This window comes from Allohoeflea poritis (assembly GCF_027889715.1).
Taxonomy (GTDB): Bacteria; Pseudomonadota; Alphaproteobacteria; order Rhizobiales; family Rhizobiaceae; genus Hoeflea_A; species Hoeflea_A poritis.
Map to the genome: position 1 here is coordinate 301,200 of NZ_JAPJZH010000005.1, position 17,310 is coordinate 318,509.

16 protein-coding genes and 1 tRNA gene are annotated in these 17,310 nt (G+C 60.7%); 10 read left to right on the forward strand and 7 right to left on the reverse strand.

The genetic code is table 11. From position 1 onward, the window contains the following. Positions 1-21: 21 nt before the first annotated feature. The gene (gluQRS, locus tag OOZ53_RS10715; RefSeq protein WP_271089506.1) at positions 22-915 is read right to left on the reverse strand and encodes a tRNA glutamyl-Q(34) synthetase GluQRS; all 894 of its coding nucleotides are present in this window, start codon (positions 913-915) and stop codon (positions 22-24) included. Positions 916-1,051: 136 nt separating this feature from the next. Between gluQRS and OOZ53_RS10720 the strand changes: the two genes are divergently transcribed. Next, positions 1,052-1,708 (forward strand): DNA-3-methyladenine glycosylase family protein, encoded by a 657-nt coding sequence (locus tag OOZ53_RS10720; RefSeq protein WP_271089507.1) that lies wholly within the window; start codon positions 1,052-1,054, stop codon positions 1,706-1,708. A gap of 126 nt (positions 1,709-1,834) precedes the next feature. Next, entirely contained in the window at positions 1,835-2,392 is a 558-nt protein-coding gene (locus tag OOZ53_RS10725; RefSeq protein WP_271089508.1) for an HNH endonuclease, read from the forward strand. 10 nt (positions 2,393-2,402) lie between these two features. Here OOZ53_RS10725 and OOZ53_RS10730 read toward each other — a convergent pair whose 3' ends face one another. Together OOZ53_RS10730 and OOZ53_RS10735 are read right to left on the reverse strand one after the other, a co-directional pair. Next, on the reverse strand, positions 2,403-2,921 hold the full coding sequence (locus tag OOZ53_RS10730) for a disulfide bond formation protein B (protein ID WP_271089509.1): 519 nt from the start codon (positions 2,919-2,921) through the stop codon (positions 2,403-2,405). A 10-nt stretch (positions 2,922-2,931) separates the two neighbouring features. Continuing rightward, positions 2,932-3,513, reverse strand: a complete 582-nt coding sequence (locus OOZ53_RS10735) for a YqaA family protein (RefSeq protein WP_271089510.1) — start codon at positions 3,511-3,513, stop codon at positions 2,932-2,934. A gap of 221 nt (positions 3,514-3,734) precedes the next feature. Here OOZ53_RS10735 and OOZ53_RS10740 point away from each other — a divergent pair. Next, positions 3,735-3,821 (forward strand) — tRNA-Leu (locus tag OOZ53_RS10740). An 18-nt stretch (positions 3,822-3,839) separates the two neighbouring features. Here the strand turns inward: OOZ53_RS10740 and OOZ53_RS10745 are convergent. Beyond that, on the reverse strand, positions 3,840-4,286 hold the full coding sequence (locus OOZ53_RS10745) for a DUF5675 family protein (RefSeq protein WP_271089511.1): 447 nt from the start codon (positions 4,284-4,286) through the stop codon (positions 3,840-3,842). A 347-nt stretch (positions 4,287-4,633) separates the two neighbouring features. Here OOZ53_RS10745 and OOZ53_RS10750 point away from each other — a divergent pair, with 347 nt between their 5' ends. From OOZ53_RS10750 to OOZ53_RS10760, 3 genes are all read left to right on the forward strand, one after another. Then, a complete protein-coding gene (locus tag OOZ53_RS10750; RefSeq protein WP_271089512.1) occupies positions 4,634-5,191 on the forward strand; it encodes a hypothetical protein in 558 nt (185 codons plus the stop codon). A gap of 14 nt (positions 5,192-5,205) precedes the next feature. Next, entirely contained in the window at positions 5,206-5,529 is a 324-nt protein-coding gene (locus tag OOZ53_RS10755; protein WP_271089513.1) for a hypothetical protein, read from the forward strand. Between the two features lie 817 nt (positions 5,530-6,346). Continuing rightward, positions 6,347-7,984, forward strand: a complete 1,638-nt coding sequence (locus tag OOZ53_RS10760; RefSeq protein ID WP_271089514.1) for an AMP-binding protein — start codon at positions 6,347-6,349, stop codon at positions 7,982-7,984. 3 nt (positions 7,985-7,987) lie between these two features. On the opposite strand, the gene OOZ53_RS10765 is transcribed toward OOZ53_RS10760, so the two are convergent. The 3 genes from OOZ53_RS10765 to secA form a co-directional block, all read right to left on the reverse strand. Further along, positions 7,988-9,265, reverse strand: coding sequence for a GNAT family N-acetyltransferase (locus OOZ53_RS10765; RefSeq protein WP_271089515.1), 1,278 nt, complete (start codon positions 9,263-9,265; stop codon positions 7,988-7,990). Then, positions 9,255-10,703, reverse strand: coding sequence for a lipopolysaccharide biosynthesis protein (locus OOZ53_RS10770; protein WP_271089516.1), 1,449 nt, complete (start codon positions 10,701-10,703; stop codon positions 9,255-9,257). The genes OOZ53_RS10765 and OOZ53_RS10770 overlap by 11 nt, the downstream gene beginning before the upstream one ends. 211 nt (positions 10,704-10,914) lie before the next feature. Beyond that, entirely contained in the window at positions 10,915-13,659 is a 2,745-nt protein-coding gene (gene secA / locus OOZ53_RS10775; protein WP_271089517.1) for a preprotein translocase subunit SecA, read from the reverse strand. Positions 13,660-13,942: 283 nt separating this feature from the next. Between secA and OOZ53_RS10780 the strand changes: the two genes are divergently transcribed. The 4 genes from OOZ53_RS10780 to OOZ53_RS10795 are packed head-to-tail and all read left to right on the forward strand — an operon-like array spanning position 13,943 to position 17,276. Then, on the forward strand, positions 13,943-14,800 hold the full coding sequence (locus OOZ53_RS10780; protein WP_271089518.1) for a peptidylprolyl isomerase: 858 nt from the start codon (positions 13,943-13,945) through the stop codon (positions 14,798-14,800). Positions 14,801-14,822: 22 nt separating this feature from the next. Next, complete coding sequence (gene argJ / locus OOZ53_RS10785) at positions 14,823-16,064, forward strand: bifunctional glutamate N-acetyltransferase/amino-acid acetyltransferase ArgJ (protein ID WP_271089519.1); 1,242 nt, start codon at positions 14,823-14,825, stop codon at positions 16,062-16,064. A 41-nt stretch (positions 16,065-16,105) separates the two neighbouring features. Next, positions 16,106-16,876: a GNAT family N-acetyltransferase gene (locus OOZ53_RS10790; RefSeq protein WP_271089520.1), complete on the forward strand. Its 771-nt coding sequence runs from the start codon at positions 16,106-16,108 to the stop codon at positions 16,874-16,876. Continuing rightward, positions 16,869-17,276, forward strand: a complete 408-nt coding sequence (locus OOZ53_RS10795; RefSeq protein ID WP_271089521.1) for a (deoxy)nucleoside triphosphate pyrophosphohydrolase — start codon at positions 16,869-16,871, stop codon at positions 17,274-17,276. Before OOZ53_RS10790 ends, OOZ53_RS10795 begins: the two co-directional genes overlap by 8 nt. Positions 17,277-17,310: the final 34 nt, after the last annotated feature.

Consider the following 17,310-nt stretch of genomic DNA (forward strand, 5'->3'; position numbering starts at 1 on the left):
TGAATGCAGGTGAAACCGGCGTCAGATCCTGGCGCCGGTTTCGCATATCCGGATGACTTCATCGGCCGAAAGGCCGTTGCGCCGCAGGGCGGAAACTGCGGTATCGCCATCGCTTTTGGAGAGTTTGCGCCCGCTTCCATCCACCAGCAGGGCATGGTGGCGGTAGCGGGGTTCCGGCAATTCAAGGAGCACCTGCAGCAGCCGGTGAACTGATGTTGCGTGAAACAGGTCATGGCCGCGGACGATGTCGGTTATGTCCTGTAGGGCGTCATCGACAACCACGGACAGATGATAGCTGGTCGGCGTGTCCTTGCGCGCCAGGATCACGTCACCCCAGGCGCGCGGATTGGCGGTGATTGCGCCGGTCTCGCCGGACGGTCCGCGACCCTCCTCGCTCCAGGTGATGTCCTGCGCGGCCAGCGAGCAGGCCTTTTCCATGTCGAGACGCCAGGCAAAAGGCTGGCCTGCTTCAAGCGACGCCGCAAGGTCCCCATCGGGCAATGATCGCTCGTTGCCCGGATAGAGTGGGCTGCCATCGGGATCACGCGGCCAGCTTGTGCCCTGGCGCTCATATTCGGCGACATGGCTGCGGATCTGCGCGCGGGTCACGAACGCCGGATAGACGAGCCCCATGTCCCGCAGCCGGTCAAGCGCCTTTCGATATCCGGAAAAATGCGCGCTCTGGCGCCGGACGGCGCCCTGCCAGGATATGCCCAGCCAGTTCAGATCCTTCAGGATCTGCTCTTCGAATCGCGGGGTGCAGCGCGCGGTGTCGATGTCTTCCATGCGCAGCAAAAGCCTGCCGCCGAGCCTTTCCGCCAGTTCCCTGTTGCGCAGCGCGGAATAAACATGGCCAAGGTGCAAATATCCGTTCGGGCTTGGAGCAAAGCGCAAGGTCCTCTGTTTTTCTGTCATGATCCGCGCCCGGCCCTGTTCCGGAAAATTCCGGCTTCGTGCCTCCCGAAACCGCACACAGGGTGGTAATAGATCGATCCGGGTGCGAATAAAAGTAGCCCGCAGCGTCAATTGGGTCAGGCCCTGGAAACGAACGATGATGCACGTCAGGACGATCGATACGCTGGACGATATTGCCGAGGGCCTCGAGGCCCTGGTCCGGCTTGACGGGCGGCTCGGGCCGGTCGTGCAAAAGGCCGGCGCTGTGCCACTGCGCCGCCAGGCGCCGGGTTTCCAGGGGCTCGCTCAGATCATTGTCGGGCAGATGGTTTCCAAAGCTTCCGCCGAGGCCATCTGGCGCCGCCTGCTTGAAGAGGCCGGCGAATGCACACCCCGTGCGGTTGCCGCGCTCAGCGATGCACAGTGCCGCGGTATCGGTCTGTCTCGGGCAAAGGAACAGACGCTGAAGGGGGCTGCTGATGCGGTTTCCGGCGGACGGCTCGACCCGAAGGCCCTTTGCGTCATGCCAGCGGACGAATCGATCGCCGCCATGACGGCACTGAAGGGTATCGGCCCGTGGACGGCGGAGGTCTATCTCCTGTTTTGCGCGGGACACGGCGATATCTTTCCCGTCGGCGATGTGGCGTTGCAGGCCGCGGCCGGTCACGCGCTTGGTTTCGAGGTGCGGCCGGACCCGAAAACGTTGCGGCAAATCGCCCTTCAATGGCAGCCGTGGCGCGGTGTGGCGGCGCGCCTTCTTTGGGCTTACTACGCAACGGAGATGCGGCGCGGGGACGCCGTGCCGACCGGCTGACCGGGTGTTGCGCATCGGCCACCGGCCTGATCCGGGATCCTGTCAATTTCCTGAGATTACTTCACAATCCTGTAACAACCGGCCTAATATATCGATTGTATCTGGCGAATCACTCAGGAGAGTGAGTTGACGATAGCTGTTTCACCCGACGCGCTTCCGGCGCTGGTGCTGAATGCCGATTACCGGCCGCTGAGCTACTATCCTTTGTCGCTCTGGTCCTGGCAGGATGCGATAAAGGCGGTCTTCCTCGACCGTGTGAACATCCTGGCGGAATATGAACACCGGGTATCGTCACCCAGCATGTCCATGGCGCTGCCGAGCGTCGTGTGCCTCAAGAGCTACGTCAAGCCAAGCCGGTATCCGGCCTTCACGCGGTTCAACGTGTTCCTGCGTGACCGGTTCAAGTGCCAGTATTGCGGAACCGACAGGGATCTGACGTTCGATCATGTCATTCCGCGCCGCTATGGCGGAGAGACAACCTGGGAAAACATCGTCGCGGCCTGCTCGTCATGCAACCTGAAAAAGGGCGGCAAGATGCCGAAGGAAGCGCGCATGTACCCGGCCCAGAAGCCCTATCATCCGACGGTGCACGATCTGCACAATAATGGCCGCATGTTTCCGCCCAACTATCTGCACGAAAGCTGGATGGACTATCTTTACTGGGATGTCGAACTGGAGCCGTAAGGCCGTTTGATTACCGTGCCCGGCCGGCAAACGCGACGCGCAGGCAGCCGGCGGCCAGGGTCACGCTGGCAATCACGTTCCAGCCGGCGAAGGACAGGCCGAGCACGCGAAGCGCGGCCTCGTTGCAGGCCGGCGGTTTGATGGCGTTGAGATCGGCCAGCAGATTGCCGGCGTCCGTCGTCAGGCCGGCGGCGCCGGCGCAGTCGGCGGGACCCTCCCACCAGCTCCATTCGACGCCGGCGTGGTAGACGCCAAGCCCTGCGCCATAGAGCATCAGGCCGCCGCCGGCGACCAGCAGCGTGCGGGTGATCAAGGGCGGTGCCTTCAACATTGCCGAGATGGCGGCGGCCAACATCACCGGAATGCCGACATAGTAAGGCGTGCGCTGCTCCAGGCACAGGGCGCAGGGGATATAGCCGCCGATGTGCTCGAAGCCCAATGCTGTGCCGACGACGGCGGCCATCGCCAATGCCAGGACAAATGCCTGCAGCGCCATGCCGGCACCCTGGTGTGCTGTCTGTTCCGTCATCGCGATCCCATCAGAAAACAAATCTCAGCGCATAAAATCCGCCGATCAGTAGCACCATGAATATGGCGAAAAGTATGCCGAGATATTTTTCGATGAAGACCCGGATCGGCTCGCCGAAGAGATAGAGCAGGTAGGCGACGAGGAAGAACCGGAAGCTTCTGCCGATTATGCTGACAACGATGAAGGTGACCAGGTTGAGGCCGGTGGCGCCGGAGAAGATCGTCAGCACCTTGTAGGGAAACGGCGTGATCGCGGCGAAGAGAACGCCCCAGCCGCCATAGGTGTTGTACCATTCACTGATGCGCTCGAACGAGTCCTCCTTGCCGTAGAAGGCGAGAATCGGCTGGCCCACGGCCTCGAACAGGAAGGCGCCGATCGCATATCCGAGCAGGGCGCCGGCGACGGAAGCGACGGTGCAGATCAGGGCGGTCATCCACCAGTTCCGCCGGTCCGCAATGACCATCGGAATCAGCAGCACATCGGGCGGTATCGGAAAGAAGGAACTCTCGACGAAGGAGACACCGGCGAGACCAGCCCTGGCGTGGCGCGTCGCGGCAAGCGACATGGTCCAGTCGTAAAGGCGTCTGAGCATGGAATGGTCCCCGTTGGCGCGGTCGCTTTTAGGAAGAATCGGAAACGGCGTAAACCGGAATTCCGACAATTGCGCGTGAAAGCTAGCAAAAGCGGGTTGATCATGGGTTACCGGCGCGTCTTGGGCGCCGCTGGCAAGAAAGGTTGGAAAATCCCGGTTGACCCGGTGCCGTCGCACCGTATATTCCGGCTGCGATCTTGCGCTAGGGCGCAAGGCTTCGTGCGGGTGTGGCGGAATTGGTAGACGCGCGGGATTCAAAATCCCGTATCTTAATCGATGTGTCGGTTCGAGCCCGACCACCCGTACCAAAGAATTTTTCCTTTTGGCTACGGCTCTCCGTCGATGACCAGCCAGGCATCCTTGATCCGCTCGCCCGGACCACCGGGAAAATCTTTCAGCGACCCTTCCATAAAATCGATAAATGCGCGCATGCGCTGATGGCTGGTGTTCGGCCCGATATTATCGTGTGGCCCAACAATAGAACCGGTCAGGTTTATACAGCCGACGCTTGCCTTGAACCCGGATCCTTGGTGGATCAGGATTGCCGTACGCTTGTTGGTCTCGTGGACGTAAACACCTGGTCGAGGCCTCTTGTTCTTGAAGTAATTGAAGGTGTGGTACTTCGAACCGGGGAAGCCGTGCGTTCCGAGCGGGTACATACCTTCCTCAATGCGCAGGCCGCGATTCACACCCGTCTTTCCGTTGTTTCCGGGCCCCCTCGGCTCGACGGTCGCACCGCGCATGTCGGGCGCATTGACCAGTGTGCCATCCAAATAGCATTCGTATCTGCCAACCGTGCGGTAACGAAAGCCGCTGTTGTTAGCCCGCCGTTCATTTCGCTCTCGAATTATATGAATTACAAATCCAGTTGTTGGAATAACCATTGGACTCCCCCTAGCATTGGTAGAGAGCCTTATAGGAAACGCTTAATATAATTTCGGTGGCTTTTGCCACATACATTACTATTTTTGCTAGAAATAATAAATATTATTATATTTATGTTTAATTATTTTTTATTACGGATTATTTATATCATAACTTATTTATAAGAACTGTTTTTCGCGTTTAAAGTGTAAATTGCTAGCGAGATTCAAATTTGCAGTAAACAGGGAGGGGAGACATGCTGCGCAGTTTGACCGTTTTTCTGGTCGTCGCGACATTGTCCGGTTGTCTGACCGTTCAATTCGGAGAGCCATATGACAAGGTCATCGACGACGAATTAAATTCCTTCCAGAAAAGTACTGCGGAATTTCTCAAGTCGATGCAGCAGAATTCCGGCAATGCTAAGTCCAGCTACGGATCCGACGAGTCGAAGAAATACTACGCGTCATCGTCGGCTTCTCTCTCCAACATGATGTTGAGGGCCAGCCTGCTGTCGGACAGGGAATGCCCTTCGCAGAGGGTGGCAAAAATCGCGACGCCCGCTCTCACACCATCCGTCGAACGGCTGGACAGGGCGGAAGCGGGTTTGGGGATCAGTTCCTCCAACAATGAAGGTACTTTTGCGGGAATGAACTGCTCCACCGTCGCGATCTGGTCTCTTCAGGAAACACACAAGAATCTCGAGGCAGATCATCGAGAATACGGTCGATTGAGTGCGGGCGTGGCTCAACTGAACGGATTAAGCATCGATCAGTCGGTGAGAGTCGCGCTTACAACGGTGCGCGCAAACAAATAGCGGGAGTGTGCAAAATGAATCCCAACCAACTTGCCAGCCAAATGATTTCTGAAGCATCGCAGGTTGCGATCAACAGTTGGAACGCGATTAAAAGTACGGCGGTAACCGAATTTCGTGGTTTGTCCCAAAGAATCGTGATGATCGCTCGGCTCTACGCGCAGGGTGAGATTTCCAAGGCGGGTGCCAGGCGTCATTTCAAGGCGGCCCGATATCATGTCATTGCTATTTTAGCCATGCTGACCGCTCTCGTTGAAGCGGCGGCGGCCAAGATCGTCAACGCTGCATTGAAGGTGATCGCGGATGCGGTAAATGCCGCGATTGGCTTCAAATTGGTTTGAAGCGGCTTCTCGCGATTCATGACGATTGATTGAAATGGGTCCAAGCGTCGGCTGTCGCACGCCATTCGAAACCAAATGCAAAACGCCCCGGACACCGAAGCGCCCGGGGCGGATCAGGACGCGGAGATTGGCCCGTGTCCCGGGGAGGACCTCCTCGTGGTCTCTAAATCGGTGACCGGCTCCGGAGCGCAGTCACATGCGGGCAAGTGGCTATATGAAAAATACTCATGTTCTGACGATTATCCGCATATGATTTATTTGCGTTTATTATACATCCGACGCGGGGGATGGCTGTCAACTCACAAATTGCCCGTATGTTCCGGGGCTTTGCGGCGGCTGTTTTCTCTACTTTGAGAATCGGAGATTTCACCAAGTTGTGCCGAAGTGTTGCGACAAGTGAAACTGAAAAATCGGTCCGTTCATCTTCAAGGCGCGAGAACAGTCTCAGCATCGATGCCGGAATTGCGAAACCGTTTATATCGATCGGAATGAGGGCTTCTGTGGCACAATTGCAACGATTGATTCGCGGCCGCATGCGGCCTATAATTTCATCGTTGCTCCGCCACTCGGCAGGTTAGAGGACCGGCTTTTCGGCCATGAGCATCTTCGGATGAATTGACGTATCCTGCCCGGAACATCAAAGCACCGCGTATCGGATGACTTTCGGGCGGAGCAACCAAAATCAAGCGCCCGCCCTCGTCCCGACCTCAGCGCCACCCGGTCTTTTCATCGATTCCGCGAACGCCTATAACCCACGGCGAACACGATCCGGTTCACAAGGCGCCAGGCGCATGCGGGCCGCTTTGAGGAGACGGGCATGCTTCCCTTGCGTGACACCTACGAGGAACTGGTCAGGGATTTCGCCTGGGAGATTCCGGATCGCTTCAATATCGCGAAGGCGGTCTGCGACGATTGGGCGGAGCGCGAACCGGGCCGTGTCTGCCTGTTGCACTATCAACCCGATCGCGATCCCGATGAACTGACCTATGGCGCCCTGCGCGAGAAGGCGGATGCGCTTGCCAACGGTCTGCGATCGCTCGGTGTCGCCCGCGGTGACCGGGTCGCGCTCTTGCTGCCGCAGGGTTTCGAGGCGGCGATCGCCCATGTCGCCATCTACAAGCTCGGCGCCATCGCCGTGCCGCAGGCGTTGCTCTTCGGTGTCGATGCGCTTGCTTACCGCCTGAGCGCTTCGGGCGCGAAATGTGTCATCAGTAATGCCTCCGGCGTCGCCAAGATCGCGCAGATCGCGGGAGAGCTTGAGCAATTGTCCCATGTGATCAGTGTGGACGAGGTGCCGGGAAGCATCGCTTTCAACCAGCTTGTCGACGATCATGCCGGCCGGTTCGAAACCGTCGATACCGGCGCTGACGATCCGGCGCTGATGATCTTCACCTCGGGTACGACCGGCCCGCCCAAGGGCGCGTTGCATGCGCACCGGGTCTTGCTCGGACACCTGCCGGGCATCCAGTTTCCGCATGAGTTCCTGCCGCAGCAGGGCGACCTGTTCTGGACGCCGGCGGACTGGGCCTGGGCCGGCGGCTTGCTCAACGTCCTGCTGCCGGCCCTTTATTTCGGCGTGCCCGTGGTGTCTTCGGCGGCGCAGAAGTTCGATCCGGACACCGCCTTCCGCATCATGGAAAAGACCGGGGTGCGCAATGCCTTCATCCCGCCGACGGCGTTGAAGATGCTGCGCACGGTCGATCGGCCGTCGGAACGCTATTCGCTCAAGCTGCGCACCATCGGCTCCGGCGGCGAGTCGCTCGGCAAGGAGACCTATGCGTGGGCGAAGCGGGAGCTGGGGATCACCATCAACGAGTTTTACGGGCAGACGGAATGCAATCTGGTGCTCTCATCGTGCGGTCAAATCGGTGTCACAAGGGCGGGTGCCATCGGACTTGCCGTGCCCGGCCACACGGTGGCCGTCATCGATGCCGAAGGCCGGGAAGTCGCGCCCGGCACGCCGGGGCAGATCGCGGTGCGCAGTCCCGATCCCGTGATGTTCCTGCGGTACTGGAACAACGATGCCGCGACGCGGGCGAAATTCATCGGCGAGTGGATGGTGACCGGCGATCAGGGCATCCGCCATCCGGACGGCTATATCGAGTTTTTTGGGCGCGATGACGACGTCATCACCTCGGCCGGCTACCGCATCGGGCCGGGTGAAATCGAGGACTGCCTGACCGCCCATCCGGCTGTCGCGCTGGCCGCGGCCGTCGGCAAGCCCGACCCTTTGCGGACGGAGATCGTCAAGGCCTACATCGTCCTGAAGAAGCACTACCGGTCAAGCCACGCCCTGGCCGGTGAAATACAGGACTGGGTCAAGGTGCGGCTGTCGGCGCATGAATATCCGCGGGAAGTCGAATTCGTCGATACCATGCCGTTGACGACGACAGGCAAGGTTATCCGCCGGGAGTTGCGCGATCGGGCGGTGCGCGAAGCGCGCGGCTACGGCTGATTGCTATCGCCCCCTGGTCAGACCGCGCAGGCGGTTACGGACCTTGCGGGCCATGTTCCTGGTCTCATTGTAGAGATGCAACTGCGTCTCCACCTGGCGCACGTCCCGGTCGCGCGTCGGATCGGTGCCGACAATGAGGGTGCCCATCCTGCAGCGTTCGCGCCACAACCGGCTCATAACCGGATGGTCCGGTGCTGCGCAGGAGTCGGTGATCGCAATATTGGGATCTTCCAGGTGAATCGCCGTCAGATTGTCCATCAGCAACTGACCGGGCGAAAAGGCGCTGAATCCCTCATTATAGGCGGTCTTCCACGTATAGGCGGTACCGCTCATCACGAAGACGACCATTGAGGCGATCGCCTCTCCGTCGAGATTGAGCGTGTGGATGCGCACATTGTCCGTTTCGGCAAGATCGGTGATGGCTTCGCGCGCAAAGGCGGCCCGGTAGCGGTCGACCACCATCGCCGTCTTGCGGCGTCCCTTCCATCCGTCGGCCTCGAGCGCGAGGAACTCCTCCATTCTTTCGCGTACGTCGCGCGGCTGGCGCGCGACATCGTAAGCGAGCGCACCGCGTTCGCTCAGTAGCCGCCGCTGGCGGCGCCGTTCGCGCAGATGCTTGGCCGAGAGCGACCGGTTGAGATAGGCGGGGCCGTCAAGATCGCTGTGCAGCATGGGCCGCTCGGAAACATCCGTTTCGGCGATCGGCAGGCCTCGGCTGACGGCGACGGCCCTCAGCAACTGAACGAAGGGGCCGTCCAGCCGCGCGCTGGGGATCACCAGAACCGAGGGCAGGCCAAGTGCGCCACCGGCCAGGGTCTCAAGCAGGTCGTCGAGCGTTTCCGCTGCGCCCTCCTGATCCAGCAGGGGCGTTCCCAGCGGGCCGTAGTCATTGGCCCAGGACCGGATGATCGGGGCGCCGATGGAAAAACCGGGCCGTTCAACGGAAAACGGCATGAGGAAACGCAGGCGGCTGCGGCGCTCGTCCTCGTCGCGCATGATCATCAGCCGGATCTGCCGGTCCTCCAGCCGCGGCATGGCGGGCGCCATGAAGCGCGCCGAAAAGAAGACGTTCGGTTCGATGGCACGGTGGGTCAGATAATCCAGCTCGCGGCGAAGATCATAGCCGGCGCGCGCGGGATAGACGCACAGGTGCCGCGATGGGCGGCCGGTTTCCACCGCGGTTTCGGCAGCCGGGCGCTCGATGTCGATGCCGGCGATCCTGGTGACTGCCGTCCCGCCCGCGCCGCCGGGTTCGTCCTGCAAGAACGGATTAGAGGACATTCGGGCCCGCCTTCCTGCCGGTCGCGGCGCCGGGCCTGCTCAACACGGACATATTGATGTCGAGGCGTGTGCGTATGATGGCGTATAAAAGCGCCGCCTCGGCGAACATGGCCATCATCGTCGCGGTTGCCGCGCCGTTAATGCCGAAAATCGGGATCAACAGGATATTGCCGGCAAGGTTGACGACGAGAACCGCGAGATAGATGAGCGCGCAAACCTTCTGCTGCCCCGCCATCGTCAACAGCGTCTCGCCGGGGCCGATCAGCGCCTTGGCCGCAACACCCGCGAACAGGATGAACATGACAGGATATCCGGCCTGGAAGTCCGGTCCGAACAGGGAAAGCAGGAACGGTCCAAGCACCAGGACGATGCCGCCGATAGCGATTGTCGGCCAGAATGTCCAGTAGGCCGCGGTTGCTGCAATCCGTGCCAGCTCGCCGGTGTTGTCGTCGGCAACCAGTGCTGAAAAGCGCGGGGCCATACCTGCCTTCACCGCGAAGAAGACGAAGTGGACCAGGGCCATTATCTTCGCGGCCGCGTAGTAGGTTGCGACCTGATCGGGCGGCAGGAACATCCCCACCATCACCACATCGGCGTTGGTAAGGAGATAGTAGAAACCTTCGATCAGGAATATCGGCAGGGCAATGCGGATCCAGTAACCGAGTTCGATTTCCTTCGGCCCGGCCTCGAAACGCCTGCGCAGGCGCCATCCAAGAATGGTCAACTGGGTAAGGGTCGTGAGGTAGGTGGCGATGAGCGCGGCAATCAGTGCCGTACGGGCGTCGGCCGCGTAGCCGAGATAAACCGCGACGAACATAACGACCGGTATCAGAAACGGGCGGGCGAGGTAGGTCGGTGTGAGCGCTTGGACGATCCAGCTGTTGGCGCGGGCGGTGCCATCCATGATGTCGCCCAACGCGATCATCGGAAGGATGAACGCGCCGATCACCAGCGGGACGAGATAGTAGGACGGCATCGCATCGGCAAAACCGTAGACAAAGGCCACTCCGAGCGCTGCCACGATGGTGGCGCTTGCGAGGGAGAACAGCCGTGCCGTCACGGTAATCCCGCGGATCTTGGCAATTTCGCCTTGTGCACGGTATTGCGGCACGAACCGTATGAGTGCCGTGTGGAACCCGAAACAGGCAAGGTTGCCGACGATGATCGCCATTACCCAGACGAACACGAAGATTCCGTATTCGAACTGACCCATCAGGCGCGCAAGAAAAATCTGCGCCAGAAAGGCTATTCCGGCACTGACAATGCGGATGAAGAAGGCGATCAGCGACATACGGCGGGTTTCACCGTGTTCGTCCTGCCCTTTCATCAGACCGAAAAACCGGTCCAGAAATCCTGTGGCCTTGTGGGGCACACCCGATTCCGGCGCAAGCGGCTTTTCAGCCGCATTTTCAACCGTAATACGCACGGTATTGACCATTTCAAACCCAAAACTCGTTCCCACTATGCCCACGGGCCGTTAAGAAACGGTTGGAATCGGCGAAAAAGTCAGATTTTTACCTGTGCAGCACTTATAGCCGTCCGGTCATACTGCGGCACAGCTGGCCCAAGCCCGCCAAATCGGGCTTGCGAGAACAGTTTTCAGGCGGAAATTGCGGGTTTTCGCAATGCCACAATCGGGCGTTCAGCGTTTACTTGAAGGCCCCGTGGCAGTGTTTGTATTTCTTGCCCGATCCGCAGGGACACAGCTCGTTGCGTCCCACCTTGCCCCAGGTCGACGGATCGTTGGGATCGCGCTGCTCGGCCGGCACCGTGCGGTTCTGGGCCGGCGCCAGGGCCAGGCCCCCCGGTTCACCTTCCATTTCGTCGAATTCGTCATGGCCGGTGGTCGGGTCGATGTGATGGCCTTCCATCTCCTGCGGCGGCTCCGGCTCGGGCGCATCGGCCGCTTCACGTACCAGTTCGACCCGCATCAGCTGCGCCGTCACCGTTTCGCGCAGATTGCCCAGCAGGCTCTGGAACAGTTCGAATGCCTCGGCCTTGTATTCCTGCAACGGATCGCGCTGGGCAAGGCCGCGGAAGCCGATGACCGAGCGCAGATGGTCCAGATTGACCAGATGCTCACGCCACAGATGATCCAGCGTCTGGAGCACGACGGACTTCTCGACATAGGTCATGACTTCGGGTCCGAAACGCTCGGCCCGGTCGGCCGCGGCCTTTTCGACCTCGGTGGTCAGGCGCTCGCGGATATCATCCTCGGCAATGCCCTCCTCGGCGGCCCATTCGTCGATCGGAACCTCCAGGTTGAGGAATTTCTCGGTCTCTTCCTTCAGGCCCTGCAGATTCCACTGTTCCGCATAGGCTCTTTCCGGAATGTTGCGCGCGACCAGGCTTTCGACCACTTCCTGGCGCATGTCCGCGGTTGTCTCGCCGATGTCCTCGGCATCCATCAGCTCAAGGCGCTGTTCGAAGATGACCTTGCGCTGATCATTCATGACATCGTCGAATTTCAGCAGGTTCTTGCGGATGTCGAAGTTGCGCGCCTCAACCTTCTTCTGAGCCCGTTCCAGGGCCTTGTTGATCCACGGGTGAACAATCGCCTCACCTTCCTGGAGCCCCAGTTTCTTCAGCATGCCGTCCATGCGGTCGGAGCCGAATATGCGCATCAGGTCGTCCTGCAGGGACAGGTAGAATTTCGAGCGGCCGGGATCGCCCTGACGACCGGAACGGCCGCGCAACTGGTTGTCGATGCGGCGGCTTTCGTGCCGTTCGGTGGCAAGGACATAAAGCCCGCCCGCGGCCAGCGCCTTTTCCTTCAGCGCCTGGACTTCCTGGCGGATCTTTTCCTCTTTCTGACCGCGCTGCGCCTCATCCTCGATTTCGGCCAGTTCGTGGGAGATCCGCATGTCGATATTGCCACCGAGCTGGATGTCGGTTCCGCGCCCGGCCATGTTGGTGGCAATGGTGATGGCGCCGGGCACGCCGGCCTGTGCGATGATCAAGGCTTCCTGCTCATGATAGCGCGCATTGAGAACCTGGAAGTCCTTGATGTCGGCCTTGCGCAAAAGGTCGGCAAGAAACTCGGACTTTTCGATCGACGTCGTGCCGACAAGAACCGGCTGGCCGCGCTCGCTCGCCTCCCGGATCTCGGCGACGATCGCCGTGAATTTCTCCTCGGCCGTGCGGTAGACCTCGTCGTCCTCGTCGGCGCGCTTGATCGGCAGGTTTGTCGGCACCTCGACCACTTTGAGGCCGTAGATATTGCCGAATTCCTCGGCTTCCGTCGACGCCGTGCCGGTCATGCCGGCGAGCTTGTCGTACATGCGGAAATAGTTCTGGAACGTGATCGACGCCAGCGTCTGGTTTTCCGGCTGAATGGCGACCTTTTCCTTGGCTTCCAGCGCCTGGTGCTGGCCTTCCGAGTAACGTCTTCCCGGCATCATGCGGCCGGTGAACTCGTCGATGATGACGATTTCGCCGTTGCGCACGATATAGTCCTTGTCGCGGGTAAAGAGCTTGTGTGCCTTGAGCGCATTGTTGACGTGGTGGACGATGGCCACGTTCTCCACGTCGTAAAGGGACTCGCCCTTGAGCAGGTCCGCTTCCTTGAGCATGCCTTCAAGCTTTTCCGTGCCTTCTTCCGTGAAGGTCGCGGAGCGCTGCTTTTCATCGATCTCGAAGTCGCGTTCCTCGAGCAGCGGAATGAAGGCGTCCATGGTGTTGTAGAGCTCGGAGCGATCGTCGAGCGGCCCGGAGATGATCAGCGGCGTGCGGGCCTCGTCGATCAGAATGGAATCGACCTCGTCGACGATGGCATAGTTGTGGCCGCGCTGGACCATCTGGCCGCGCTCATATTTCATGTTGTCGCGCAGGTAATCGAAGCCCAGTTCGTTGTTGGTCGCGTAGGTGACGTCGCAGGTATAGGCGGCGCGGCGCTGCTCATCATCCATGCCGTGGATGATGGTTGCCGTCGTCATGCCCAGGAAACTGTAGACCTTGCCCATCCATTCGGCGTCGCGCGTGGCCAGGTAATCATTGACCGTGACGACATGGACGCCCTTGCCGGTCAGGGCATTCAGATAGACCGGCAGCGTGGCGACCAGCGTCTTGCCCTCGCCGGTCTTCATTTCCGCGATGGAGTTCTCGTGAAGGATCATGCCGCCGATGAGCTGGACATCGAACGGGCGCAGGCCGATTACCCGGCGGGCAGCCTCCCGGACGGTCGCGAAAGCGGGAACGAGAATGTCGTCGACGGTCTTGCCATTTGCAAGCTCTTCGCGGAAGTGCTCCGTGCGTGCGGCCAGGTCCTCGTCGCTGAGTGCCTGCATCTCTTCTTCCAGAGCGTTGATCGCCTCGACGCGCGGCCGGTAAGAGCGGATTAGGCGATCATTCGATGAACCGAACAATTTTTTGGCGATGCCGCCGAAGTTGACCATTTACATGGTCCTTTCTTGCTGGTTGGGCGGATATCAAATCGTCATGAACCGGCAAGGAGCGGCGCGATGACGCGGTTTTGAAGCTGATCCGCCCGAAACTGATCTGGACGCGAGATTGCGTGACAGATAAGAGGGGGTGTGATCGATGTCAACGCCGCTGTAGGGGCACCGGATTTGGCAGATTATGGTGGGCGACCCGATTCCCGCTTGTGACATCTCGGAAATCGGCTATTGAAGGAACATTGTGGTCGTCGGCCGCATAACCAGAAAAGGTCAGTTGATCATGCACAGAACAAAGCCATTGTGTGCCGGGCTGGTGGCGCTTGCCGTCAGCCTGAGCTTCGGCGCGGCGGCCCAGGACAGTGAAGACAAGGTGATCGCGACGGTCGGCGGCAAGCCCGTGTATCAGTCCGAACTCACCTTTGCCGAAACCGATCTCGATCCGCAATTCTCCCGCCTTCCCGCCGAACAGCGGACTGCCGCGGCGCTATCGGCGCTGCTCGACATCAAGCTGATGGCGCAACAGGCCGAAAACTCGGGGCTCGGCAAGGATGAGGCGTTTCAAAGGCGCGTCGAATTCCTCAGGGACCGGGCTCTGCACAACGAGTTCTTCAAAACCAGGGTCGTGGACAGCCTGACGGAAGAGGCTGTCAGGGAACGTTACGACAAGGAAGTCGCGGCGACGCCGCCGGAGCAGGAAGTGCGGGCCCGCCATATTCTCGTTGACAGCGAGGAACAGGCCAAGGCGGTCGTGACGGAGCTGGATGCGGGCAAGGATTTCATCGAGCTTGCCAAGGAAAAATCAACCGGTCCGAGCGGGCCGCAGGGCGGCGACCTCGGATATTTCACCCGCGGCCGTATGGTGCCGGAATTCGAAGAGGCGGCTTTCGCACTCGAAACCGGAACCTATACGAAAGAACCGGTCAAGACCCAGTTCGGCTGGCACATCATCAAGGTCGAGGACAAGCGCGACACGCCGCCGCCGAGCTTCGATCAGGTCGCTGACCAGATCCGGCGCGTCCTTCTGCAGGAAGAGTACCTGGCACTGCTGCAGGAAGCCCGCGACGCTGTCGAGGTAGAGGTTACTGACGAGGAACTGCAGGGTCTTCTCGAAGCGGTCAATCCGCAGGGAAACAACTGAGCCCGGCCGGACCCGACACGAGATGAGCGAAAAGGTATCTCCACTGGCTCCGGACCACATCGCGGAGTTGCCGCCTGTTGACGGTGTCCGGATCGCGACGGCCGCCGCCGGTATCAAATATGCGGATCGAACGGATCTGATGCTTATGGTGTTCGAGGCGCCGACAGCCGTGGCCGGCGTGTTTACCCGGTCACTGTGCGCGTCCGCACCGGTGGATTTTTGCCGCTCGAACCTTCCGGGTGGCGTGGCGCGGGCTCTCGTGGTCAATTCGGGAAATGCCAATGCCTTCACAGGCAAGAAGGGCAGCGAGGCTGCCCGGATAACGGCCGAAACGGCATCAAGGGCGGTCGGCTGCGAGGCCGGTCAGGTGTTCCTTGCATCGACCGGCGTCATCGGTGAGCCGATGGATGCCGCGGCCTTCTCGGACAAACTTGCCGCTCTTGCCGATCAGGCCGATGCCGACCGCTGGACGGACGCAGCGCGTGCCATCATGACGACCGATACTTATCCGAAGGTCGCGACACGCATGGCGACAATCGGCGGCGCACAGGTGCGGATCAACGGTATCGCCAAGGGTGCCGGAATGATCGCGCCCGACATGGCGACGATGCTGTCCTTCGTCGTCACAGACGCGGATATCGGCAGCGCGGCGCTGCAGGCTCTCCTCTCCGAGGGTGTTGAAGGCACGTTCAACGCCATTACCGTCGACAGCGATACATCGACCTCCGATACGGTGATGCTCTTTGCGACAGGCGCGGCGGCGGCAAACGGCGCACCGCGCGTGACGGATGCGACTGATCCGGCTCTTGCGGATTTCAGATCGGCGCTGTTCGATCTTTTAAAGGACCTTGCCCATCAGATCGTGCGCGACGGCGAAGGCGCCCGCAAAATGGTCGAGATCACCGTCAGGGGCGCTGCCAGTGCCGGAGCAGCGAAGACAATTGCCTTTTCGATCGCAAACTCGCCGCTGGTCAAGACAGCGGTCGCCGGCGAAGACGCCAATTGGGGGCGTGTGGTCATGGCTGTCGGCAAGGCGGGGCAGGAGGCCCATCGCGACCGGCTCCAGATCTGGTTCGGCGATATCCGGGTTGCCGTCGACGGTGAGCGCGATCCCGACTACAGCGAGGACGCGGCGGCGGCGGTCATGAAGCGCGACAAGATTGATATCTGCGTCGATGTTGGCGTGGGCGACGGCGAGGCGACGGTGTGGACCTGCGATCTGACCAAGGACTATGTCGCGATCAACGGCGATTACCGCAGCTGACGGGCGCGATGCCGGACAGGAAGAAGAGAGCGAACCCCGTTATGCAGCATCTTGCCAGTGTTCGACGATTGGAAGCCGTCGGTTTCCGGGCCTGGCCGGCCGCGTCGATCCAGTATGACGGCAGCTGGCAGATAAGGCTGACGGCGGGCCATCCATCGAAGCGGCTGAATTCCGTCAATCCGCTCGACCCGTCCGATCACCGGGATGTCGAGAAGCGCGTGGAGCGGGCCGCGCAGCGGTTTCGCGCCTATGGGCGGCCGCTGGTGTTCCGGCAATCGCCGCTGGCGCCGCCGCAGCTCGATGCCTATTTCGATGCCCATGGCTGGCGCCGCTTCGATGAAACGCGGGTGATGATGGCCGAGATCGACCAGCTGGATCTTGAGGATGTGCTTGATCATCTGCCGATCCGCGAAATCGGCCGATATGTCGATGCGTCCATCCAGGTCCACGGACGGGACCCGGCTTTGAAGCCAGGCCTGACCGAGGTGCTCAGCTCAATCCGGCCGGAAGCCGGTTTCTTCGTTCTCGAGGAAGCCGACACCGGACCTGTCGCGACGGCGCTTTGCGTTCACGACAACGACATGGCCGGAATATTCGAACTGGCGACGCGCGCCGATCGGCAACGCATGGGCCATGCACGGGAGGTCGTGGCGACGGCGCTGCGCTGGGCACGCATGCGCGGCGCGGAGAAAGCCTGGCTGCAGGTCGAGGCCGGCAACCTCGCCGCAGTGGGCCTTTATGAGGGCTTCGGCTTCAGCGACATCTATCGCTACGACTACCGGCAGGCACCGGAGCTTTCGGCGCATGGGTAGCGGCGGCACCGTTCTGGTGGCGGCCTGCGCGCTTGTCGACGCCGATGGCCGGGTGCTGATCGCGCAGCGGCCGGAAGGAAAATCCATGGCGGGCTTGTGGGAATTCCCGGGCGGCAAGGTCGAGGACGGAGAAACGCCGGAGGAGACCGTGATCAGGGAGCTGCACGAGGAGCTCGGCATCACCACCAAGCGTGCCTGCCTGGCGCCGCTGACCTTCGCCAGCCACAGCTATGACGACTTCCATCTGCTGATGCCGCTGTTCATCTGCCGCCGCTACTGGGGCATTCCGCAGGGGCAGGAAGGCCAGGCCCTCAAATGGGTCCGCCCCAACAAGCTGCGCGATTATCCGATGCCGGCCGCGGATGAGCCCCTGGTGCCGTTTTTGATCGATCTGATCTGACCCGGAATTGCCGCAAGTGGCGCCTGCCGCCCGA